Source organism: Sedimentibacter sp. (assembly GCF_038562225.1).
Classification (GTDB): domain Bacteria; phylum Bacillota; class Clostridia; order Tissierellales; family Sedimentibacteraceae; genus Sedimentibacter.
Genome location: NZ_JBCFAS010000002.1, coordinates 294,161 through 318,677, shown reverse-complemented (window position 1 = coordinate 318,677; position 24,517 = coordinate 294,161). Strand labels below are relative to the sequence as shown.

General features: G+C 40.8%; 19 protein-coding genes. 13 read left to right on the top strand and 6 right to left on the bottom strand.

Features of this window, described 5'->3' with window-relative positions; all coding sequences use genetic code 11:
- Positions 1-3: 3 nt before the first annotated feature.
- Positions 4-1,461 (bottom strand): HAMP domain-containing sensor histidine kinase, encoded by a 1,458-nt coding sequence (locus tag AAGU76_RS08020; protein WP_342484954.1) that lies wholly within the window; start codon positions 1,459-1,461, stop codon positions 4-6.
- A gap of 93 nt (positions 1,462-1,554) precedes the next feature.
- Between AAGU76_RS08020 and AAGU76_RS08015 the strand changes: the two genes are divergently transcribed.
- The 4 genes from AAGU76_RS08015 to murA all read left to right on the top strand — a co-directional run bounded on the left by AAGU76_RS08015 (position 1,555) and on the right by murA (position 7,411).
- Complete coding sequence (locus AAGU76_RS08015; RefSeq protein WP_342484953.1) at positions 1,555-2,826, top strand: ABC transporter substrate-binding protein; 1,272 nt, start codon at positions 1,555-1,557, stop codon at positions 2,824-2,826.
- Positions 2,827-3,081: 255 nt separating this feature from the next.
- Positions 3,082-3,774, top strand: a complete 693-nt coding sequence (locus AAGU76_RS08010; RefSeq protein WP_342484952.1) for a response regulator transcription factor — start codon at positions 3,082-3,084, stop codon at positions 3,772-3,774.
- Positions 3,746-5,851 carry a HAMP domain-containing sensor histidine kinase gene (locus tag AAGU76_RS08005; protein ID WP_342484951.1) on the top strand — a complete coding sequence of 702 codons (2,106 nt, stop codon included), beginning with the start codon at positions 3,746-3,748 and terminating at the stop codon, positions 5,849-5,851. The genes AAGU76_RS08010 and AAGU76_RS08005 overlap by 29 nt, the downstream gene beginning before the upstream one ends.
- Before the next feature lie 306 nt (positions 5,852-6,157).
- Positions 6,158-7,411: a UDP-N-acetylglucosamine 1-carboxyvinyltransferase gene (gene murA / locus AAGU76_RS08000; protein ID WP_342484950.1), complete on the top strand. Its 1,254-nt coding sequence runs from the start codon at positions 6,158-6,160 to the stop codon at positions 7,409-7,411.
- 45 nt (positions 7,412-7,456) lie between these two features.
- On the opposite strand, the gene AAGU76_RS07995 is transcribed toward murA, so the two are convergent.
- The gene (locus AAGU76_RS07995) at positions 7,457-8,068 is read right to left on the bottom strand and encodes a LysE family transporter (RefSeq protein WP_342484949.1); all 612 of its coding nucleotides are present in this window, start codon (positions 8,066-8,068) and stop codon (positions 7,457-7,459) included.
- A gap of 179 nt (positions 8,069-8,247) precedes the next feature.
- Between AAGU76_RS07995 and AAGU76_RS07990 the strand changes: the two genes are divergently transcribed.
- The 3 genes from AAGU76_RS07990 (at position 8,248) to AAGU76_RS07980 (ending at position 10,914) form a co-directional block, all read left to right on the top strand.
- Entirely contained in the window at positions 8,248-8,970 is a 723-nt protein-coding gene (locus AAGU76_RS07990) for a pseudouridine synthase (RefSeq protein ID WP_342484948.1), read from the top strand.
- A gap of 127 nt (positions 8,971-9,097) precedes the next feature.
- Positions 9,098-10,267 carry an iron-containing alcohol dehydrogenase gene (locus AAGU76_RS07985; RefSeq protein ID WP_342484947.1) on the top strand — a complete coding sequence of 390 codons (1,170 nt, stop codon included), beginning with the start codon at positions 9,098-9,100 and terminating at the stop codon, positions 10,265-10,267.
- 65 nt (positions 10,268-10,332) lie between these two features.
- Positions 10,333-10,914, top strand: coding sequence for a GDSL-type esterase/lipase family protein (locus AAGU76_RS07980; protein ID WP_342484946.1), 582 nt, complete (start codon positions 10,333-10,335; stop codon positions 10,912-10,914).
- Between the two features lie 47 nt (positions 10,915-10,961).
- On the opposite strand, the gene AAGU76_RS07975 is transcribed toward AAGU76_RS07980, so the two are convergent.
- From AAGU76_RS07975 to AAGU76_RS07965, 3 genes are all read right to left on the bottom strand, one after another.
- Positions 10,962-12,242, bottom strand: a complete 1,281-nt coding sequence (locus AAGU76_RS07975; protein WP_342484945.1) for a homoserine dehydrogenase — start codon at positions 12,240-12,242, stop codon at positions 10,962-10,964.
- A 312-nt stretch (positions 12,243-12,554) separates the two neighbouring features.
- On the bottom strand, positions 12,555-13,712 hold the full coding sequence (locus AAGU76_RS07970) for a YibE/F family protein (protein WP_342484944.1): 1,158 nt from the start codon (positions 13,710-13,712) through the stop codon (positions 12,555-12,557).
- Between the two features lie 558 nt (positions 13,713-14,270).
- Positions 14,271-14,828 (bottom strand): pyridoxamine 5'-phosphate oxidase family protein, encoded by a 558-nt coding sequence (locus tag AAGU76_RS07965; RefSeq protein ID WP_342484943.1) that lies wholly within the window; start codon positions 14,826-14,828, stop codon positions 14,271-14,273.
- Positions 14,829-15,175: 347 nt separating this feature from the next.
- On the opposite strand from AAGU76_RS07965, the gene AAGU76_RS07960 reads away from it, so the two are divergent.
- Positions 15,176-17,509, top strand: coding sequence for an HD domain-containing phosphohydrolase (locus AAGU76_RS07960; protein WP_342484942.1), 2,334 nt, complete (start codon positions 15,176-15,178; stop codon positions 17,507-17,509).
- 102 nt (positions 17,510-17,611) lie between these two features.
- Here the strand turns inward: AAGU76_RS07960 and AAGU76_RS07955 are convergent, their stop codons facing one another.
- Positions 17,612-17,896 (bottom strand): hypothetical protein, encoded by a 285-nt coding sequence (locus AAGU76_RS07955; RefSeq protein WP_342484941.1) that lies wholly within the window; start codon positions 17,894-17,896, stop codon positions 17,612-17,614.
- A 433-nt stretch (positions 17,897-18,329) separates the two neighbouring features.
- Here AAGU76_RS07955 and AAGU76_RS07950 point away from each other — a divergent pair, with 433 nt between their 5' ends.
- The 5 genes from AAGU76_RS07950 to AAGU76_RS07930 all read left to right on the top strand — a co-directional run bounded on the left by AAGU76_RS07950 (position 18,330) and on the right by AAGU76_RS07930 (position 24,497).
- The gene (locus tag AAGU76_RS07950) at positions 18,330-20,165 is read left to right on the top strand and encodes an O-antigen ligase family protein (RefSeq protein ID WP_342484940.1); all 1,836 of its coding nucleotides are present in this window, start codon (positions 18,330-18,332) and stop codon (positions 20,163-20,165) included.
- 90 nt (positions 20,166-20,255) lie between these two features.
- A complete protein-coding gene (locus AAGU76_RS07945) occupies positions 20,256-21,671 on the top strand; it encodes a sugar transferase (protein ID WP_342484939.1) in 1,416 nt (471 codons plus the stop codon).
- 33 nt (positions 21,672-21,704) lie between these two features.
- Positions 21,705-22,472: a glycosyltransferase family 2 protein gene (locus tag AAGU76_RS07940; protein WP_342484938.1), complete on the top strand. Its 768-nt coding sequence runs from the start codon at positions 21,705-21,707 to the stop codon at positions 22,470-22,472.
- A 31-nt stretch (positions 22,473-22,503) separates the two neighbouring features.
- Positions 22,504-23,550 (top strand): GDP-mannose 4,6-dehydratase, encoded by a 1,047-nt coding sequence (gmd, locus tag AAGU76_RS07935; protein WP_342484937.1) that lies wholly within the window; start codon positions 22,504-22,506, stop codon positions 23,548-23,550.
- Positions 23,551-23,552: 2 nt separating this feature from the next.
- The gene (locus AAGU76_RS07930; protein WP_342485704.1) at positions 23,553-24,497 is read left to right on the top strand and encodes a GDP-L-fucose synthase; all 945 of its coding nucleotides are present in this window, start codon (positions 23,553-23,555) and stop codon (positions 24,495-24,497) included.
- The last annotated feature ends 20 nt before the right edge of the window (positions 24,498-24,517 follow it).

Here is a 24,517-nt window from a genome sequence, read left to right as displayed (position 1 = left end):
GACTCACATGGTGAGTCCTTTTGCTTCAGGCTGACTGTTCTGGATCTTATTAAGTTCAAACCAGAATGTGCAGCCTTTTCCTTCATCGCTTATGACGCCGTAATCGGCATTGTGCAGCTTGAGTATGTTTTTTACGATTGAAAGCCCCAATCCTGTTCCGGCAGCAGGACGGGTTCTGTGCTCGCCGGAGCGGTAGTATCTTTCCCATATTTTTTCCATCTGATCCGACGGAATTCCATGTCCGGTGTCGGTTATTTCAACCCTTATCTTATTTCCAAAATCCTTCAGTGCCACTGATACGTTCTTGTTCTCGCCCGTGAAGTTAGCTGCGTTTATGATGAGATTGTATAAAACCTGCTGCAGTTTCTTTTCATCGCCTTCAACAACTGCTTCACAGTCATGGTCGAAGGAAAACACATAACCTTCATAGGAGTACATTTCGCTGAACGCCTTTACGATATAGCCGGTCATTTCCGTTAAATTTACCTGGCTCAGCTCTATTTCAACATTGCCTGATTCGTATTTCGATACGGTAAGAATGTCGTTCACCAGCTCCGTAAGCCTGTTTGACTCGTTGATAATCACGTCCAGATGAGCCTTCCGTTTTTCTGAGTTTGAACCGGTTATATCCCTTATCATTTCCGCATAGGCCTTAATCATTGTAAGAGGAGTTCTTAGGTCGTGGGACACGTTGGATATGAGCTCCCTTCTGAGACTGTCGGTCTTTGAAAGCTCGTTTTTGGCGAAATTCAGCGCATCGGCCAGTCTGTCGGCTTCCGTATACACACCGCCCTGAAACGTTACGTTGTAATTACCTTCAGCCAGCAGCTCCGCCGTATCAGTAAGGTGAGTGAGAGGCCTAACGAGATTTGACGATATGAAAAACGAAAGTATGACTGCAATTATGAGTGAAATAAGCGTTATGATCACCAGCTGCTGTTTGAGGACCGAAGAGGTGTTTTCTACGGACGCCAGCTGTGAAAAAATATAAAGATATATGTTTTCCTGTTCTGTTGAACCTTCCCTTAGCATCATGCCGTAAACCAGGTACTCGGAACCTTCTGTGCTGGGGTTCTCAACTATGTGGTATACACCGGAGCCATTATCTTCAGGAAGGATCTCCGAAAACAAAATTATGTCTATCGGATCAGGGTTAGAAAGTTTCAGAAGCGAAGAAGAAAGGCCGGATAAACCGGTTTTGTTGAAAATCCGCACAGGCATGCTTCCGTAGTTTGTTTTTCTGTACACGTCTCCGTGAAATGTTTCAGAATTGTTTTCCTTGATCAGTGTCTGACCTATGTTAATGATTTCCCGCTCCTTAAACCTTATGTAGAACTGGTTGAAAAAAACTATCTGAAAAAGCCAGAGCAGGATGGCTATTATGATTATAAGGAAAACAAAGCTGTACCAAATTTTAAATTTAAGCCCGTGTCTGGCAGGTCCGGTTAAATTCTTGTCCATAATGTCTCCTTGTAATTTGCTGATTTAAGTATATCAAAATTCTGCATCTTATGCTATAATATTGTTTTAGAAATACCACTTGCGGAGGACGAAATGAAAATCTGGCAGCATCTGCCCAAAATAGGTGTAATATTGACAGCATGTGCAATATTGTTTGTAAGCTTGTTCATTGTAAATCAATACACAAAGGATGATACGGTAAAGATAGGTGTGCTGCTTCCGCTGACCGGACCGGCAGAATCTACGGGAACAAAACTGAAGTATGCAATTGAAACCGCAGAAGAAATAATAAATGGCCGTTACAGCAGTGCAAATCTGGAGCTGGGACCTTCAGCAGGACTTCCGAATATGGGCGGAAAAAAGGTAAAATTTATTTTTGCAGACCATAGGGCCAATCCTGAAACAGCAAGGACAGAGGCCATTAGACTCATAAAGGATGAGAAGGTTGCAGCGCTCATAGGTGCATACCACAGTTCAGCCACTAAGACTGCCAGCCAGGTGGCAGAGGAGTATAAAGTACCGTTTCTGGCAGGGTCATCCAGCTCAGCTTCCCTTACAACCAGGGGATACAGCTACTTTTTCCGAATTGCACCGGACGATAACCTTGAAACGGAATTTTTCTTTGAGTACATAAAGTATTTGAACGAAGCCCTGAATGCGGGAATAAAAACCCTGGGCATAGTGTACATCGACAACGAATACGGCACCCACGCCTCAGAGATGATAGACAAGTGGCTTGATGAAAGGTATGCAGACGAAGGCTTTGAAAAGGTTGTGGAGGTAAGGTACTCTGAAGATTTGAACAACATGGACGAAGGCATCGAAAAAATAAAGAAGGCAAATCCCGATGTGATTTTTCAGGCATCATACATAGAAGATGTAACACAGTTTGTAAAAAGGTACAAAGAGGAAAACATAGTGCCCAAGGCAGTTCTTAATTACTGCGGGGGATTTCACGACCCGTACTTTATAGATGCCTTAGGGGCTGACGGCAATTACTTCTCAGGTTCCAGCGCCAGCCTGCCGTCAGCCTTGAATAACGAAACTGCAAACTTCATAAACAACCTGTACAGGGAAAAATCCGGAGAAGACATTGACGGTCCTGCGCTGGAGGAATTTGCATCTGCACTCATTATGGCCGATGCCATAAACACATCCTCATCCCTTGAAGGAGATAAGATAACCAACGTATTACGAACAAAGGAGTTCCTGGCACCCTACTTCATTTCAAACACAATCAGGTTCAATGAGGCAGGACAAAACATAAGAACCATATCTTTCATGGTTCAGATTCAAAACGGCAGGTATGAGGCTGTGTGGCCGTTGGAAATGCAGTATAGAAAGCCCCAGATACTGTCAAAATAGCAAGAACAGAGTTGCACGGCAGCTCTCAGACGATTGGCAAACTACAAATTTGTCATCTTGAGCGGTAGGGAAGAATCTCTTAATGTTGAAATGATGAGATTCTTCGGGCTACGCCCTAAGAATGACATAGTCGAAGGATATTTTGTCGTCAAACTGAGATTAGCACAGCAACTCTTTTATTGTATGGGAATTTTTAATGTTGTAGTTTTTTTGGTGTACATGGTATAATGTGTTTAATTATCATAGGAGGTTGTTATGAACATACTGGTGTGTGATGATGATATTGAGATTGTAGAAGCCATTGAAGTCTATCTTAAGGGCGACGGATACAACATAATAAAGTGCTATTCAGGGCTTGAGGCAGTAGAAGCTATCCAGAACAATGACGTGCACCTGGTTATTATGGATGTGATGATGCCTGGAATGGACGGCATAAAGGCTACAACAAAAATCAGGGAGATTAAAAACATCCCCGTCATAATGGTTACGGCAAAATCTGAAGAAAGCGACATAGTGCTGGGACTGAACATGGGTGCTGACGACTACATAACGAAGCCCTTCAATCCACTTGAACTTATTGCAAGAGTCAAGTCGCAGCTGCGCCGCTACACAACCCTTGGCGGAGCATCCGAAAAGGACAAGAAGGACTGCTACAAAACAGGAAATCTGCTTATTGACGACGAAAGAAAAGAAGTCACCATCGATGCAGAGCCTGTTAAGCTTACCCCCGTTGAGTACAAGATACTTTTGTTCCTGACGAAAAACAAGGGCAGGGTGTTTTCCATAGACGACATTTACGAAAATGTATGGAACGAACCTTCCTTCAATCCGGAAAACACGGTGGCTGTCCATATAAGAAGAATCCGCGAAAAAGTAGAGATAGATCCTAAAAATCCGAAATACCTGAAGGTGGTGTGGGGTGTTGGTTATAAAGTGGAAGACATATAAAAGAAAAAGGGTCACAAAGATTGCAGCCTTCGTGCTGCTGATAGTATGTCTTCTCATAGGAGTTTCATCGTCTCTTAACATCTACCTGAACGTGCAGAACTACGAAAGCATAGCCGTTAAAAGCTACATGAAGAGCAACACTCTCAGCAATGAGCTTAGAAATGCGGCAAACAAGCTGGACCATGTGCTTCGGGTTTACAAAAGCGAAAAGTACATCAGGGATGGCAAGACAGTCAAATACATTGACATTGAAGACAGCTGGCAGCTTACCAACCTTTACAACAATTACCTGGCAGAAAAGGGATACGAGGACAACTCAGAGTCTGAGGAACGTTTCTGGTATGAGAAAGCCAAGGAAATTGAAGACATTAAGGAATCGATCCAGAAGACGGATCTTTCTAACTACCAGAATATCATTGGCGAGCTGAACAATCCCGACGGCCTCATTTACTACGCAACCGACGGTTACTACGAGTGCACGAACACAGGCAACGAAGACAGAAATTATTACTTCATAAGAAATGCCTATGTGCTTGTTGACGGCAAGGGCGTGAAACTGGAACCCGACAACGGATATTCCAACTATTTTGCTTCGCTCATTGAAACCTATGAATCCATTGAAGGCGGCAGAGACAACATTGTTATTTATGCCGCACTGACTGATGAAGGACTTGCCCTTCGGGTTGACAAGTGGCTCTCAGACAGGAACATTCTAATAAAAAACACATGGATAATATTATTGTGCCTTCTGACTGCTGCAGCATGCCTCATATATCTGTTGGCTGAAACAGGGAAGTTTGCCGGCGACGAAGAAGTGCACATGTGCGGCTTCGACAGAATTTCACCGGACATAAGCCTTGCGGCTGCAGCAGGAGTTGCCTCCGCAGTTTACTCACAGTTTTACAGCATTTTGAACATACGCTATACGAATGAAAGCCTCATGAGGCTTGCAATTCTCGCATCAACGGTCGCCGCCGCATCTGTTTTCATGGTCCTCATACTTTCTGTGACCAGGCATATAAAAAACGGGACGGTCATTAAAAAATCGCTCTTGTATATGCTGCTTACCAGAGCTGCAAAAATCGCCAGGAAGATTGCTGCAAGCGGACCATTGATGTTCAGATCCTTAGCAGCGACAACCTTTCTAATAGCAGCTTCGGTGTACAGCGCCGGAAATCCGGTTCTGATTACCGTTTTGTTACTGGCTGCAGGAATAGTTGTATACAAGAAGGTAAGAACCTTCCAGATTATTCAGGAAGGCCTTCAGACTGCAAAACAAGGAAATTATGACTTCAAGATAAACATAGAGGGAAGCGGTGAGTTCAAGCATCTTTCCGATGACATAAACACCATCACCAGCGGACTTAACATTGCCGTTCAAAATGAGGTGAAAAGCGAAAGGTTAAAAACAGAGCTTATAACCAACGTGTCCCATGACATAAAGACTCCGCTGACATCGATCATTTCATATGTGGATCTGCTTAAAAGAGAAGGCCTTTTGTCACCCAATGCACCAAAGTATCTGGATGTGCTGGACAGAAAGTCAAGCAGGCTGAAGACTCTCACCGAGGATTTGTTTGAGGCTGCCAAGGCTACAAGCGGCAGCATTGAGGTACACTTTGCAAAGGTCAACGTCAATGCGCTCATATCGCAGATACTTGGGGAACTGGATGAGAAAATAAACGAATCGGGACTCATATTCAAGGTTACATCATCCCGGGACAGGATTTACGCCAAAGCTGACGGAAGGCTGCTGAGCAGAGTTATGGAAAACCTCCTTTCGAACATATTCAAGTATGCCCTGAAGGATTCGAGGGTTTACATCGATATCAGCGAAACCGAAAAGAAAGTTTTTGTTTGTTTTAAAAACGTATCAGCCTTTGAACTGAACATTCCCGCAGATGAGCTACTTTTGAGGTTCAAGCGGGGAGACGAATCAAGAAGCTCGGAGGGAAGCGGCCTTGGACTCGCCATAGCAAAGAGCCTCATGGAGATACAAAACGGCATACTAGACATAAGCGTTGACGGTGACCTGTTCAAGGCAGAGGTAAGGCTTGAAAAGTATCAGCATGAGTGATGATTGTTTCAGCAAATCACAAAAATATTTTTAAATTCCATGCATAAAATAATCATCCGGGTCAATAATACAATTACAAAAAGAAAAAGCGTGTAACATTTAAATATAAATAACGTCCCCCTTTATTTTAATCAATACGCTTTTTCTTTTTTTATTTTTTGCCTATGAAAAAAATTACTTTAAGTAAAAATTTGTAATTGAAATGTTATGTTAAAAGTGATATTATAGTCAAGTCTTTAAATTAACTTAAGAAATTGAATGCAAAAAATGATTTTGCAATACATAAATTAACTTTTGAGGAGAAACATGGAAAGAATCATAGTTAAGAAAAGCTCTGGACTTAAGGGCAGCATAAGGGTTGACGGTTCGAAAAATTCAATCCTTCCTATTCTGGCGGCAACACTTTTGTCGGATGAGGAATGCATAATACACGACATACCATACCTTCAGGACGTAAACGTAATGTGCAGCCTGCTGGAGGTGCTGGGAGCAAAGGTAGAAAAACTGGATGAAAACACGCTGAAAATTAAAGCTGAAAATATAACAACCTGCGAAGCGCCATACGAGCTCATCAGCAAAATGAGGGCTTCTTTTCTGGTGATGGGGCCTCTTCTCACCAGATGCAAAAGCGCAAAGGTGTACATGCCCGGGGGATGTGCCATAGGTACAAGGCCCATTGACCTTCATTTGAAGGGGTTCAAGTATCTGGGAGCGGAAATAAAATCAGAAAGCGGATATGTCAATGCATCATCCGAAAGGCTTGTTGGAAGGGACATCTATCTTGACTTTCCAAGCGTAGGAGCAACTGAAAACATAATAATGGCTGCGGCTCTGGCCGATGGTGATACGGTGCTGGAAAATGCAGCAGAGGAACCTGAAATTGTGGATCTTGCAAATTTCATCAACAGCATGGGCGGAAACATTGTTGGAGCCGGAACAAAGACCATCAGAATAAAGGGAGTGAAAAAGCTCCACAAGACCGAACACACGGTAATACCCGACAGGATTGAGGCAGGCACATACATGGTTGCAGCTGCAGCAACAGGCGGTGACGTAATTGTGGAGAATGTGGTTTCAAGCCACCTCCAGCCGGTGATTGCAAAGCTTCGCGAAGCAGGTGCCGTTGTTGAGGAATTCGACGACAAGATAAGGGTTCACTCCGACGGAAACATAAAGCCGGTTGACATAAAGACTCTTCCATATCCGGGTTTTCCCACAGACATGCAGGCTCAGTTTATGGCTATGCTGTCGGTGGCTGAAGGGACAAGCATCATCCACGAAACAATATTTGAAAACAGGTTCATGCACGCCAACGAGCTTCTGCGCATGGGAGCCGACGTCAAGATCGAGGGAAGCAGCGCAGTCATGAAGGGAAGGTCAGGCCTCAGCGGAGCAAAAGTGAAGGCCACTGATCTTAGAGCCGGTGCAGCCCTTATAATCGCAGGGCTTCTGGCAGACGGCGAAACCGAGGTTTCGGAAGTTTACCACATAAAACGAGGATATGCCAACATAATAGAAAAGCTGCGCAACATAGGCGCAGACATAACATACGAAGTATAACAATAGGGCTGTTGCATTAAGTACATGTGACAGCCCTTTAAATAACTATATTTCTCCGAAGAAACTTATTCCAAGTCTTATTCCGTAGTATATTATGACCAGACCGCACGCTATGTTTATAATCTTCAGAGCCTTTTCGCTGAACGCTTTCCTGAACACGCTTACAATAGTTCCAAGAGCTAAAAACCACACAACGGAAGCCATTGAAGAGCCAACCACGAAAAATTTCGCCATATCAGCAGGAAGCGATGCCCTGAAACCACCGAACAGCATGGTCCCGTCAATTAGAGCCTGCGGGTTTGCCCACGTTACCAGGAAGCAGGAAAGAACAACCTGGAGCAGTGTCTTTTTGGTGTCCATGGAGCTGTCAAGCTTCGGAGCCGAACGCATGAGGCCTATTCCAATCCAGATAATTGCCAGTGAACCTAGTCCCAGCAGCAGTATCTTCACAAATGGTACGGCCTCTATGAGCGCCCCCATGCCGAAAAAGCATGCCAGCGCCAGAGAGATGTCAAAGAAAATCGTTATGAGCGCAACCGTATAAAGTCTTGCCTTTGTCTGAGTCATCGCCGTGTTGATGACGTACATGTTCTGCATACCAATGGGAGCCACATATGCGATGCCCACAGTGAATCCTTTCAGAATCGTTTGAATCATAATAACCTCTCTTAAATTTATTAAATATGCCCAAAAAAATCATAGCAGTAATACAAGCCTTTGTCAACATTCCGGCGTAGTTTGAATGATTCCGAATTTGCATATCATAATTTTGCCATACCACGTTGACACGTGACGTCACCATGTTATAATTGAGTATCACAAAAAAAGAGGTGCCTATGAAGCTTCGTATAGATAAAATGCTCGCAAACACGGGAATCGGTTCCAGAAAGGAAATCAAACAGGATGCAAAAAAAGGACTTGTCACGGTAAACGGGACTGTGGTAAAGGACAGCTCAAAAATAATTGACACGGATACGGATGTGGTTAAGTACAACGGGGAAATTGTAAGGTACATCCAGCACATATATCTCTTGATGAACAAGCCTCAGGGAGTTGTATCTGCCACTGAAGACAACTATGACAGGACGGTAGTAGAATTGTTAAGCGAAGAGGACAGGTTTTACGAGCCGTTTCCTGTAGGAAGGCTTGACAAGGACACCGAAGGGCTGCTGTTGATCACAAACGACGGACAGCTGGCCCATGATTTGCTGTCTCCTAAAAAACATGTTGACAAGACGTACTATGCTGAGGTTGCAGAGGAAGTTACCCGGGAAGATGTGAAGGCTTTTGAGGAAGGAATAATTCTGACGGAAGAAAACTACAAGACATTGCCTGCAAAGCTGGAAATCATAGAATCAGGCTATCCATCCAAATGCCTTGTGACCATCAAGGAAGGCAAGTTCCACCAGATCAAGAGGATGTTCAAATCAGTAAACAACGAGGTGGTATTCCTAAAGAGAATATCCATGGGGCCCCTGAAGCTGGATGAAAATCTTAAGCCGGGAGAATACAGACATCTTACCGAGGAAGAAATAAACAGTCTGTTACAGCGAAAATAAGTTTCAGGAACGGATACACAGTTATATTTTATTTCCGGAGAACCATTAATTTCCTATTCAGCACAAATTAAAGTTGAAATAAAATTCAAAAAGTTATATTATTATATAAAAATTTAGGAGGATACCAATGAACAATTTCACTACACCATTCAGTTTCACGCTGCCCACAAAAATTGTGTATGGACCTGGCTGCCTCAAGTCCTTAAGTGAAGAGCTGAAGTCATTCGGAGGGAAAAGACCGGTTATTGTAACCGACAAGGGCGTTAAGAACGCGGGCATACTTGACAAGGTTACAGCAATTCTTGAGATGGACAAAACAGAATACATAGTGTACGACGGAGTAGAGGCAAATCCAAAGGACGTCAACGCCGAGGAAGGCGCTAGAATTGCCAGAGATTTCAATGCAGATTCCATTATTGCCGTGGGTGGGGGAAGTCCCATCGACTGTGCAAAATCTGTGGGTGTTTTGCTGGCCCACAACGATGACAACATAAAAAAATATGAGGGAAAGACAGCAGCAACAAAGCCGCTGCCTCTTCTCATAACCATACCGACCACTGCCGGCACCGGAAGCGAGCTCACATTTTCTTCTGTAATAACAGACACGAAAAACAACTACAAGATGACTGTGAAAAGCCAGTACACTGCAGCAAAGGTTGCCATATGCGACCCTGAACTGACTCTGACGCTGCCATCCCACATCACTGCGTCTACCGGAATGGATGCACTTACCCATGCAATAGAAGCATACACAGCCACATGTGCCGAGCCCATCAGCGACGCGGTTGCTCTTTATGCCGTAGAGCTCATAAGCGGCAGCCTGTTAACTGCTGTAAACGAAGGCGAAAACCTTGAGGCAAGAAGCGCCATGCTCCTGGGAAGCATGCTTGCAGGAATTGCATTCAGTCATTCGGATGTGGCTTCAGTCCACTGCGTTGCCGAATCACTGGGAGGGGTTTACGATCTGCCTCACGGAGTGTGCAACGCCATATTCCTGCCTTATGTGATGGATTACAACATGAACTGGTGCATGGAGCGATATGCCAGAATAGCCAAAGCCATGGGAATAGAGTTCAAAACCGTGGAAGAAGGAGCCAAGGCTGCAGTAAATGCTGTGAAGAAGCTGGCCGTAGATGTGAAGCTTCCGTTGTTCTCAAGCCTTAACGTCGATGAAAAGAGCTTTGAAAAACTGGCTGAAATGTCAGCAAGAAACATATCAACAGAAAGCAACCCGCGGCCTATGACCAAGGAAGACTACATGACAGTTCTGAAAAATGCCTATGCAGGTAATCTGTAAGAACAGCCTTTACTCAGGCATTGTCATGTTATAAATTAGATAATTACAGACTGAAAGGAAATGTCATGAAAATAGTATGTTTGGGCGACAGCCTCACTTACGGATTCGGAGTAAAAAGATCAAAAATCTGGACCAAACTTGCCCAGGATAAGCTGGGATATGAAATAATAAACGAGGGAGTAAACGGGGACACAAGCGGAGGAATGCTAAGCCGGTTCCATTATTCAGTGTACCAAAAGCAGCCTGATGCAGTGTTCATAATGGGGGGCGTAAATGATTTGATAGTGGGAGCGGACATCGGAGTCGTTAAGGCAAACATCATGTCCATGGCTCACCAGTCGGCAGCAAGGTACATTGACCCCATAATCGGAATCCCTACAAAAATTGATCTGGAAAACATAAGGCAGGACTGGGCTGATTTTGCTGATTTTACACTGGTTGCAGAAGAGGTTTCAAAGTACCGCCTTTGGATAATGGAATTTTGCAAAACATTCAACTTCAAGTACATCGATTTTTATTCCGAGTTTGAAAAGTCGGCCGGAGTTTTCGCAGGCGACTATTACATGGACGGACTGCATCTCAATGAACAGGGAAACGCCATAATGGCAGAAATATTCTGCAGCGGGATGCAGAGCTTAAAGAAATAATAATATAAAAAAGCGAGAGTGCAATCAATACAGCACTCTCGTTTTTATTATTTGAAATTTTCAACCATTATTATGCTGGCTATCTTTGTTACCTTTTCATAATTCTTGATTTCTGCCAGAGCAGCGTCGATTTTGCTTCTTGGAGCTTCGTGAGTTATGAATACCAGCGGAGCAGTTTCGTCTCCGTTCTTCTGTCTTTGAACCACAGAAGCAAGGCTTATGTCGTTCTTTCCGAAGATGTTTGCTATGTGGGCCAGAACTCCCGGCTTGTCTATCACTTCAAAGCGGATGTAGTACTGCTTGTAAGCCTTGTTGGCAACCACATATCTGTTTTCCTTTTTTGGAGATAAGCTGCTTGCAGCGCTTACTGCTTTTACAATGTTTATAACATCACCGAGAACTGCGCTTCCTGTGGGCAGAGAGCCTGCACCTTTGCCGTAAAGCATGAGCTCTCCCACGGCGTTTCCTTTCAGATACACCGCATTGTATTCGTTCTTAACGGTGGATAGAGGATGGTTTTCAGGAACAAAAGCTGGATGAACCCTGAGCTCTATTTCATTTCCGTCCCTTGAGGCCGATGCCAAAAGCTTTATGTTGTAGCCCAGTTCCTTGGCGTAGCTAATGTCTTCCTTGGATATTTTCGTGATGCCTTCCTTTGGGACATCTTTCACATTGATTCTCTGGCCGAAGGCAATTGTGGACAGTATGGTAAGCTTGTAAGCCGCGTCATCTCCTTCAACGTCGGAGGAAGGGTCAGCCTCAGCAAATCCCAGGGCCTGTGCATTTTTTACAGCCTGCTCATACTCGAGTCCGTTTTCAGTCATCTGAGTAAGTATATAGTTAGTGGTTCCGTTTATGATTCCTATGATACTGGTGATTTCATTTGAGCAGAGATTGTCCGTCATTGTGTTGATGATGGGGATGCCTCCTGCAACGCTTGCTTCGTACATGAGTTTTACTTGGTTTTTCTCTGCAAGCTCTTCCAGTTCTTCGCCGTGGGTTGCAATCAGAGCCTTGTTTGCTGTAACCACGTGCTTTTTGTTGTTCAGGGCAGCCTTTATGTACTCGAATGCCGGGTTGATGCCTCCAATAAGCTCCACAATAATGTGTGAATTTTCATCGTTGATTACTTCATAGGGGTCTGTTGTGTAAACTTCCTGTGGAAGATTTACGTTTCGTTTTTTGTCAAGACTTTTAACCAGCACTTTGCTCACTGATAATTCTTTATTTAAAGTTCCAGTTATTTTGGAATTGTTAAATTCAATTATATTAATAAGTCCTGATGCCACGGTTCCCATGCCTAAGATTCCTAATCGTACTGTTTCCATAATTACCTCCGTTTATTGTTCTCTGTACAAATACAGTGTGTCTTAAATAAATACCAGACTAATATAACACAAGTTTCCAGCAAGTTCAATATGTATTTATGGAATTTTTCAAAAAAATATTTAAAGCGTCAAGGTGAGGAAACAATCAATCGTAATATTTTTTGTTGAAATTAACGGGCAAAATAATCAACGCAACAGAAAATGCCTGCAAAACACGCACGCTGTTTGCGTGCACATACCGCAATACACGGACAGCGCGACTCCAAATAAAAAAGCACACTCCGGTGTGCTTATCTCCTCAGTCTTATGTCATTATTTCATATTATAAATATACGCAGCAAAAAGCGAAGTGATGGGGACGGCAAACAGTATTCCCATGCTTCCTATTACAGCCTGGATAATTTCAAACACAATCATTTCCAGATTGAACAGCAGCAGTTTGTCTCCATAATTGGCCACAAGCAGCAATACCACCGCCAGGGAGCTTCCGATGTAGGCAAGGATAAGGGTGTTGGTCATGGTTCCTATGGCGTCCTGTCCTATGTTGAGTCCTGACTTTAAAAGGCTCTTGAAATTCTTGTCGTACATGTTTTCAGCCAGCTCATTCATTGCCGAAGCTATGGACATGGACACGTCCATAACCGCTCCCAGGGAGCCGATGACTATGCTTCCCCACAGTATGGCCAGAAGGTCAATAGGCTTTTCCGTGTTCAGCATCAAAAGGAACATGGTGTCATCGTCGATGATGCCAGTAAGGTTAAGAACCTTGCTGATGAAAAAGGCAAGAATTCCTGCTATGAAAAGACCGCCCAGATTTCCTACAATTGCGCACAGCGTCTTTTTGTTAGCGCCGTTAAGGAGAAGCAAACTCATAAATATAATGAAGAAACTCACCACTATGGATGAAAGGTAAATGTTGTTTCCTTTGAGTATGGAAGGCACAAACACCATGAAAACTGCCAAGCAGGTGAACACGAGAGAAATGATTGTATTCACGCCTTTTTTTCTTCCGAACACAATAATCAGAAGCAAAAACGAAACCACAAGCCACACCATGGCCATGGTCCTGTCATATTCAAGGAATGTCCATTCCTCGCCGACACCGGATCTTGCAGTAAGGGATGAAATGAGTATCATGTCTTTTGGTTCAACCATCTTTGGGTTAACAGCCACTATCTCGTCCATGTACTGGCTTGCGTTAACGGTTGTTCCCTTCAGTTCGCCGTTTGTGATTTTTGCCGTGAACCTGATGGTCGTGCTTGAAAGGTCTTCATATTCGTATTCGATTTTTTCTTCAGTGATGTCATTTATTGAAACAACTTCCGCCTTGTAGGATTGGCTGTACTCCTGCAGAGCGAAGTCGACCTTGTTTAATTTGTAGCCAAAGGCAATGAATGCAATGGACAAAATAATTGTCAGAATGTACACAGCTTTGTTTTTGTATGAATTGTTGAAGTTTTTAAGTTCCATATATCCTCTCTTATTGTATATTAATATTGATATGCCATTCAACGTAGCGTATCCTGAGCGTAGCGAAAAATCGCACAAGATTATTTCGCTTGATTAATTCATAGCTATTTTATCATAAAAATGAGAATAATCAAATGAAACTGCACAAAAATATAAGCAGCACCCAATTTTCTTTTCAATTCGAAAATTGGGTGCTACTTATTTGGGTTTTCTAGTTCAAATCCTGTTGGAATCACCTCATTCGTCACCAACCACATTTCAAATTTCTGCTGTATCCATTTTCATTTTCTGATACTTTGACTGCTGCCAGAGCTTCCTTTGGAATGCTCAACTCTTCAACCTGCCGCAGTGATCTGTTGGAATTACTCATAGACTTTGTTTCAGCAAATCTTTGTATTATATTAATACCCCAAAGATAAATTCTTAAACATGAAATTGGTTTTTAATAAATTATATGCAGACAGGAAAAACAAGTTACTAATTCACAAAAACACAAGCAATAAGAAACGGGGCGTTTGCATTGGCAGAAAAGCACTTAATGCAACAGCCCCATAATTTTTATTCCTTGCGGCCCCATTTCATTTCTGTGCCGTGCTTGTCATATTTCTTTCTTTTTCCCGTAACGTGTTCAATGTCCAGTCTCAGCACATATGTTACGTTGTAGCTTACATCAACGGCAGCGTCGAAGTACGGCATGTCTTCGGGAGTGTATTTTTCGCTTATAAGCCTCAATCCCAAAACTTTTTCGTTCTTGTCCTCAACGATGCTCACAGTGCCGAAAACAACGGCAGATTCATACTCTGTTGTAAATCTGGTTTCCAGAGTTTTTTTGATTTCCTGGTTTACATCTGTGTTCTGGTTTAATTCAACAGGTACATGCACATCACCGACAAATGACATGCAGACCTTTGGATTCCTATTGATATTATCGATCTTAGTGCCGATTTTGGCGGAATGAAAGTAAATCTTATCATCTCTTCTGACGGGAGAAACAGGGATACAGTAAGGGCTTCCATCTTCATTGACTGTAGCCATGGTACCATACTCTGCCTTGTCAATTATGGAGTATGCAAAGTCCTTGTCCATCTCACGGTCTTTTCTTCTCATTGGATTCATGAATACACCTCTTTTCTGGTTAAGTCCGCTGATTTCATCAGTTAAATAACTGAATACACGTTCGTTCCTCTGCCGGCTGCGGCAAAGTATTTCAGCTAAGCGGCTGTTTTCTACATTGTATAATTTATGACAAGTTTTTGCAATAAAAATTAACACTATATGATAAATATTCCAATTACTTTTTCTTCCAGTTGTCCGATATATATTAGGTACTACAGCGGTCAGAAATATTAAATATTCTAAGAAATCAGAATTTTAATATATGTAAAATATTGTTTTAATTTGTCGAAAATAATAATATAATATTTAAAATATTTTCACTATGGTCAAGGACAGAAAGGAAAAAGATGAAAGAAACCCAAACAGGTAAAAAAACCATATCCATAAGATTCAGTATAATAATTTTGTTCGTGTCGTCCATGCTGATAACCGTAAGCTACATCGGTTATCAGGTGTTTTCGGGCTGGATTGAATCTACGGACAATAATATAAAGATAATAGCAGAGAACACAAATGCGGAAATATATAATCAGGTGAGTGAATTCATCAAAAACCCGCTTCACATGAACGAATCAAACTACATGCTCATAGAAAATGGAATAATTAATCTGCATAACGAAAAGGAAAGAGAAAAATATTTTGCCGGTATACTGAAGTCTCATGAAGGGGACTATTTCCATAGCTTTGCCATAGGGCTGGAGACAGGAGAGTATTACGGAGCAGTGAAAAAAGAGGATGGAACAATTATACTGGCAAGAGAGAACCAACAGACCGGAGGGGAAGCTTGGTATTACAATGTTCAAGAAGATCTGACCGCAGGAGATTTTGTCGAAAGCTACGGAAAATATGATCCCAGAACCAGGGAATGGTATCAGGCTGCCAAGGGAAACAAGGAAACAGTGTATTCAAAGGACTTTAAGCATTTCTATGTTAATGAGATGGTAATTTCAGCTTCAACTCCAATTTATAACACTGATGGAAATCTGAAAGGTGTTCTTGCGACACACCTGACCTTGTCCATAATAGACGACTACATTAAAAATATTGTCATCGGTAAAAACATGGAAGCTTACATTGCTGACAAGGAAACCGGAAACCTCATCGCCAATTCTGTCGGGATTGACAACTACATCATACTTGAAGAAGGCAGTGTCACAAGATACAGCATAAGCGATTTGGGCAACGGCTTGATAGAAGAGGCATATGAAAAGTTCATGAGAGACGGCACTAACAGCATGAAACTAAAAACAGGGGGGGATTACCTGTATGTCAAAATAAACGAATATCAGAACAACGGTCTTGACTGGATATGCATAACTGCCATGTCGGACAGAATGTTTATGAAAAGCATAAAAGACAACTTTACACAAACAGTTCTGCTGGTACTTTTTGCATTGATTCTATCACTGCTGGTTTACCTGGCATTTACTTACAAGGCTTTCAAGCCTATGGAAGATCTTATAGAAACGACGGAGAAGTTTGCCAAGGGGGACCTTAAGCAGCGGGCTACGGTTTTCAGGGACGACGAAATAGGCAAAATAACCGTCTCGTTTAACAGGATGGCAGACACAATGTACCAGCTGGTAAACAACCTTGAGGAAAAGGTTCGGGAAAGAACCCAGGAGCTTGACAGAACCAACAATGAGCTGAGAGAAAATGTGGAGCAGATAAAATACCTGAGCTATCACGACTCACTGACGGGACTGTACAACAGAATGTATTTTGAAGATGCGCTGAAACGACTGGATAAAAATGAAAACCTGCCCATATCCATAATATTCGGCGATGTCAACGGCCTGAAACTCACTAACGATGTGTTTGGTCATGGTGCAGGGGATGAGCTTCTGAAGAAAGCAGCAGAGACCCTTAAAAAAGCATGCAGGTCAAAGGACATTGTAGCCCGCATGGGGGGAGATGAGTTTGCAATCATACTGCCTAATACCTCCAGTGAGGATGCGGAAAATATAACCGCTAGGATCCGAACCGAACTGACTAAGGAGCAGATTTCAGCTATAAAATGCAGCATGTCGCTGGGGTTTGACACGAAGGAGGATATGGACAAGGATCTGGTGAGAATCTTGGAAAATGCTGAAGAGTTTATGTACAAGTGCAAGACTCTCAACAGAGAAAATGTGAATTCGGAGCTGATAAAAACCATAATTGCAACTCTTCATAAAAACAGCCCCAGAGAGTTGCAGCATTCAGTCAATGTTGGCAGCATTTCAGCAGCCATAGGAAAGAAGCTGGGACTTCCTAAAGAAGAAGCTTTAAAGCTCAGGCAGGCAGGATACATGCACGACATAGGCAAAATAGCAATCAGAAAAGAGACAATGGAAAAAAACCATGATCTAAGCAAGGAAGAAAGCAAGGAAATGCAGCAGCATACGGTGGCAGGCTACAGGATATTGAATCTGTTCGACGAGACCATGAATCTGGCAGAAAGCGTAATGAGTCATCACGAAATGTGGGACGGAACAGGATATCCCAACAGGCTTAAGGGAGAGGAAATTCCGTTGTCGGCAAGGATAATAGCTGTGGCTGAAGACTATGACATATTGACAAACCCGGATTACGGCAACAATAAGTCCAAAGAGGAAGCCCTTGAAGAAATCAGGAGGCTGTCAGGCACAAAGTACGATCCGAATATTGTCGATGCGTTCGTAAGTACCATGGCAGAATAGTTAAAAATGCATGGGCACGTCATCCTAAGCGTAGCGAAAGATGCCCTCAAAACAAAACCCCCAGCAGAGCATAATCTGCTGAGGGTATTTTTTACTTTGAAATTAGTCTAATGCTTCAGCAAGCAATTCGTACAGGCACTCATACACGCAGCGGCATCTGTTTCTGATTCTGTCGCCTTCCGGGCTTACATCATTGCCGTTGTGGTGATGATGGTGATGGCACGGTCCGTCATTTTCTTCGAGAGCATCTTCCAGTAATTGCAACAGGCACCAGTATACGCAGTCGCAGTCGCATCTGATTCTGCCTGTTTCACCGCCAACATTTCCATTGCATTTTCTTCTACCGATTACTCCGGCAACATTTCCGTTATTATTTGGTCTGCTCATTCAAAACACCTTTTTATATAATTTTGAGCCAAGCTCATTAATATCATATGACCGTGTCCCAAAAGTGTGACAAGGATAAAAAGAAAATAATTTTTTACATAGTTTTATGCATCCTGGAACACAAACTTTGCGTCGTCCTGAGCGAAGCGAAAGATGCCCTAACCCTATTTTTCAGGTTTTTTGAAAAATAGCGGTAGGTCATTCGCAATGAGCAACTAATTTATGTGAGCGAAAGCGAACAAATAAATTAGCATGCGAAACTGCGGGATCTCCCTGATTATTCGCATTAACAAAAAATAAGGATAAATTTCACCAAAGTTTTACATATTGACTTCAATTCCATTTATTTTTGTTTGCAATTGAAGTATGCCGTGTTATAATATATAGGCATAATTTAAACGTGTCTAAATCAATTACAATATGGGGGAACAAAGTGAAAGCTAATAACAATGCAAAAAAAGAACCATTAAAAATAGATTACGAAAACAAAAGACTGTCAACATTCTACTTCTTGCCTCTTTTATTAATTGCTGGATTTATTCCATTGATTGTATACGGCAAATACTTGTACCTTTCGGGAACAACTCAATCATTATATTGGACAGGCCAGCAAAAGTATCTGGATTTCTTCAGCTACTGGAAGTCACGCTGGGTGATTGCGCTGACAATGATTGGATTAGTATTTTACATCATATTATATGTGCAAAAAAAATTACCTTTCAAGAATTTAAAACAATACTACATTCCCCTTGGAATTTACGCAATATTTGTAGTTGTATCAACCATATTTGCAAAAGACACTCAAACAGCGCTTTGGGGTTTTGTGGATATGTATCAGGGTATGTTTGTGCTGTTAAGTTACGTAATCATCACATTCCTGACTATTAATTTCGTAAACAATGAAAGGGATGTGAAATTGTTTGTAAAGGCATTTACATTTTTGATGATTGTTGAAGGCATTTTCGGCATTACACAGTACTTCGGATTCGATTTTTTCCAGACAGCTTTAGGAAAGAAACTTATTGTTCCAAGCGATGTACAGGTTGAAAACCTCTCATTTTCCTTTGGACCAAAAACAATCTACGGTACGCTGTTCAACCCCAACTTCGTTGGAAGCTTTGCTACATTGATGCTGCCGTTGGCGGTGGCATTTCTGTTATTGGCAAAAACAAAAAAACAAAGAATATTGTATACAGTAATTGTCGCGATGATGATTTTTACTTGTATAGGAAGCAATTCAAGGGCTGGCTACTTAGGTGTGGCTGTTTCAGCTTTGTATGTCCTTTGGCTGTTCAGAAAAAATGCCATCAAACATTGGAAAGGTATAATTAGTATTTTTGCAGCATTTGCTATTTTTCTGGTTGGTTTGAATGTAATATCACAAGGTGCAATATTTAGCCGATTAAAAGAATTCAATATAAAAGAACAAATTGAAATTACCCGTGCCACTAATGAGAATGCATTTAAAATAGAAGATATCGCATTAGGAAAAGATTCATTTTCTATTACAACAAGCAGAGAAAAATTAAATTTTAAAATTGTTGGAGATAAACTTTATTTCTCAGATCAAGACGATAAAGAATTAAGAATTGAAACTAAAGGAAATAAAATTACTATAAATGACAACAGGTATTCAGACTATAAGATAATTATTGCAGATAACTACCCTGGAATTACCGTAGAAAGATCGAGCAGAGTAATGAATTTCTATTTTTCTGAAAATGGTGTCAGATTAATAGGTACCGGTGGAAAATTGATAGAACAGACAGTTCCTGCAGAGTCATTTGGACCATTAAACGGATTGGAAAAACTGGGCTCAAACAGAGGCTATATTTGGGGAAGAACAATCCCATTGTTAAAAAACTATATGTTCTATGGAGCAGGACCTGATAATTTCCCGATGGCATTTCCACAAGATGACATATTGACTAAGATTAATGTTTATATCGACTCTAACATTGTAGTTGATAAGGCTCATAGTTTATATTTACAGATAGCAGTAAATACAGGTGTGTTGTCGCTGTTAACTTTGCTGGCAATCTGGGGTTACTATATCTTCAGCAGCTTTAAGTTGTACAATAAGGTTGAACTGAATTCTCTGGAAAGATATGTTGGTGCATTTTGTTCTGCAGGAATATTGGGGTACTTGGCAGCAGGTATTTTTAACGATAATGTAGTCAGTGTATTTCCAATATTCTGGATTATATTAGGTATGGGAATCAGCATCAACATGCGTATAAAGAATAAATTATCTGACAGAGAACCTTAGGTAAGTATTATATAATTTTATTACTTTAATGAAGCTTTTGGTATTAGAAGAGGATATTTGTATCACTGTAAAATAGAATGAGGTGTTTTAGTGAAGAATAATATTAAAAAAGACGGATATATGTTTAAAATACTGGAGGAGCTAATATATATAGCCTGTGTCTTGCTTGGGTTCTATATAGCCTTTTTAGTAAGATTTAACATGAATCCTTCGCTTTTTAACATAAAACCATTTTATGATAATATTCATTATATTGTAATTGCTTCAGTAGTTGTGTTTTATCTATATAATATAGTTTCGACAGTAAAGAATACTCTGTTTGAAAATGCTTTGATAATAGCTATATCTTTAGTATTAATCAATATGATAGTAATAGCTGTAGTGTTTTTTGACAGGGGTTTTTCATTTCCGCGAAGTGTCTTCTTGTTAGGTCTTCCTATCCAATTTGTTTTTATGTTTATTATAAAGATTTTCATAATAAAATATATTAAGCACTACAGAAAATCTAAAAACATCATGATAATAGCTTCTAAGAAAGAAGCTGAGAGAATAGCAGTGAAATTATTATTGGATAAGTCAAACCTGGATAATGTAAGGTATATCTGCAATGAAATAAATGATGACATATATATGTTTATTAATAGTTCCGACAAAATTTACATTGGAGATAATGTAAATAATGAAGACAAATTAAACATTATGAAATACTGCTCCATTATGAACAAGGACGTTTATTTGATTCCAGGCTTGTTTGAAATATCAATGGTTAATTCCAAGACAACTCAGATAGATGATATGCTCGTTCTAAAAATAGACCGATTGGGATTGTCTTTTGAGAGAAGAATTGTTAAAAGAATCATAGATATAGCTGTTTCTTTAATTGGATTGATTCTCACTGCACCCGTCTTGCTGCTTGTTTCAATTGCAATTAAGCTATTTGATAACGGCCCGATTTTCTTCAGGCAAGAAAGGATAACTGAGGGAAATAAAGTGTTTGATTTGTACAAGCTAAGAACAATGGTGGTTGATGCGGAAAAACATTCCGGTCCTGTACTGGCAACTGATAAAGATACCAGAATCACTCCGCTGGGAAGGTTTTTGAGATCTTCCAGGCTGGATGAAATTCCGCAGCTCTTAAACGTTTTGAAAGGTGATATGAGTATAGTAGGACCGAGACCGGAAAGACCTTATTTTGTTGAAAAATACAATGAAGAAATAGAAGAATTCAAATACAGAGTTTTCGTAAAAGCCGGAATAACAGGCTTAGCGCAAATAATGGGTAAATATTCCACTGATGCAAAGAATAAAGCAAAGTATGACTTGCTGTATATAATGAATTATTCCTTGATGCTTGATATTAAAATAATTTTTAATACGGTCAAGATAATGTTTATGAAAGAAAGTTCAGCAGGTGTTGCTGATGACAAAAGACTGGAAGACATCATTAAAGAGCTGAACTTAAAAACATATGAAGAACTCGGTGTTACCAAAGTAGACAACATATAATTGATACTGAATAGTTTAATAACAGGGGTATTTATGAAAATCATCGAACCGACAGTAAGTTTAATTACCGTTTCATTTAACAGTGAAAAAACTATTGCTGATACAATTGAATCTATATTAAAACAAACATATGATAAAATAGAATATATAGTTGTTGATGGATTATCATCTGACAATACTGTGAGCATAGCGAAAAGTTATGAACCTCTTTTTTTAAAAAAGGGTTATACATTTAAACTGGTATCTGAAAAAGATAAAGGTTTGTACGATGCTATGAACAAAGGCGTTAAATTGGCTGGCGGTGACATAATAGGAATCTTGAATTCAGATGATTTTTATGTTGATGAATTTGTAGTTGAAAAAGTTGTGAAGAAAATGACTGAAGATAGTGCTGACTGCCTGTATGCTGACTTGCTGTATGTCGACCAGGATGATACCAGCAGGATTGTAAGAAGGTGGAAGGCTAAAACGGGAGATTTCAGATTAGGTTGGAATCCTCCTCATCCCACGACATTTATAACTAAAAAGACTTACGATAAATTTGGCCTTTACAAGTCTGAATATAAAATATCCTCAGACTATGACCTGCTATACAGGGTTATCCATAAGGGAAAAGCAAGACTGTCATATCTCGAGGAATATATTGTAAAGATGCGGGTTGGAGGCAAATCAACCAGCGGCATCAAAGGTAATATTGTCTCTAATAAGGAAATATACAATACACTAAAAGAAAACAATCAGCAATTTAAGCTATTAATTATATTTATAAGATTGTTGGTAAAAATTAAACAGTTCCTATAACATGATTCCATATTTTACAAGGAGATATAAAATGAATAAAACAGCATTAATAACAGGGGTTACAGGCCAGGATGGTTCATATCTGGCAGAATTTTTATTGGACAAGGGGTATGAGGTTCACGGATTAGAAAGGCGTTCTTCTGTCGATATGCACGAGAGAATAGAGCACATAATTGACAATGAACATTTTCACATGCATTATGGCGATTTGACTGATTCTTTGAGTCTTGTAAGAATTATTTCTAAAGTGAAACCAAACGAAATATACAATTTAGCTGCGCAAAGTCACGTGCAGGTATCATTCGAAGTACCTGAATATACAGCAGATGTTGATGCGGTTGGTGTTTTGCGAATTATCGAAGCAGTTCGCCAGCTGAATATGGAAAAAACATGCCGAATCTATCAAGCTTCCACTTCAGAGTTGTTTGGTAAGGTTCAGGAAATACCTCAAAAAGAGACCACTCCATTTTATCCCTATTCCCCTTATGCATGTGCAAAGCAGTATGCATATTGGATTGTGAAGAATTACAGAGAAGCTTATGGCATGTTTGCTGTAAACGGAATATTATTTAATCATGAATCTGAAAGAAGAGGGGAAACATTTGTAACCAGAAAAATTACTCTTGCTGCCTCAAGAATATCAAAAGGACTGCAGGAAAAATTATACCTTGGGAATCTTAACGCACTGAGAGACTGGGGATATGCAAAGGATTATGTTGAGTGCATGTGGATGATGCTGCAGCATGAAACGCCGGAAGACTTTGTAATTGCAACAGGAGAACAATACTCGGTAAAGGAATTTTGCGAACTGGCCTTCAAGCATGCAGGCATTGATATAGTCTGGGAAGGAAATGGTATCGAAGAAAAAGGTATAGACAAGGATTCAGGTAAGGTATTAATAGAAGTTGATCCTAAGTATTTCAGACCAACTGATGTAGAAACATTGCTGGGTGACCCCACAAAAGCAAAGACACTGCTGGGCTGGAACCCACGAAAAACATCATTTGAGGAATTGGTAAATATTATGATGGACAATGACATGAAGCTGGCAGATCGTGAGGTTAAAACGAAATGCTGAAAATGATGGGTAAGGACGAAAAAATTTATGTGGCCGGTCATCGCGGTATGGTTGGTTCAGCAATAGTACGCAGACTGCAAAGTGAAGGATATACAAACATTATAACGCGTACTTCAAAAGAGCTGGATTTAAGGCGTCAATCCCAGGTTGAGGATTTTTTTGCAGAAGTGAAGCCTGATTATGTATTTTTAGCAGCTGCAAAGGTGGGCGGTATTGTTGCCAACAATAGTTTTCCGGCGGATTTTATGTATGAAAACATGATTATGGAAATGAATGTAATAAAAAGTTCATTTGATAATAAAGTAAGAAAACTACTGTTTCTGGGTTCTTCCTGCATTTATCCGAGACTGGCGCCGCAGCCGATGACCGAAAGTTGTCTGCTTACAGGAGCTTTGGAAAAAACCAATGAGGCATATGCCTTAGCCAAAATTTCAGGACTTAAATACTGCGAGTTCCTAAACCGTCAGTACGGGACAGACTATATCAGTGTAATGCCAACAAATTTGTACGGCCCAAATGACAACTATCATCCGGATAATTCACACGTAATTCCCGGATTGCTGAGAAGATTTCATGAAGCGAAGCTGTCTTGTGAAAAAGAGGTAGTTGTATGGGGGACAGGGAGAGTACTAAGAGAGTTTCTATACGTTGATGATCTGGCAGATGCCTGTGTCTATCTTATGAATTCATATTCAGGAAATGAAACTGTAAATATTGGAACAGGAAAGGAAGTAACAATAGCCGAGCTTGCTGAAACAGTAAAGAGTGTTGTGGGTTTTAATGGTAAAATAACTTATGATACCACAAAACCGGACGGGACCCCCAGAAAGCTGCTGGATGTCACAAAGCTTACAAATATTGGCTGGACATACAAAACAGAGCTGGAAGAAGGTTTGGCTATGGCTTACAATGATTTTATAAGCAGTAATATCAGGACTGAAAGATAAATAAAAAGTTAATCTCAGGA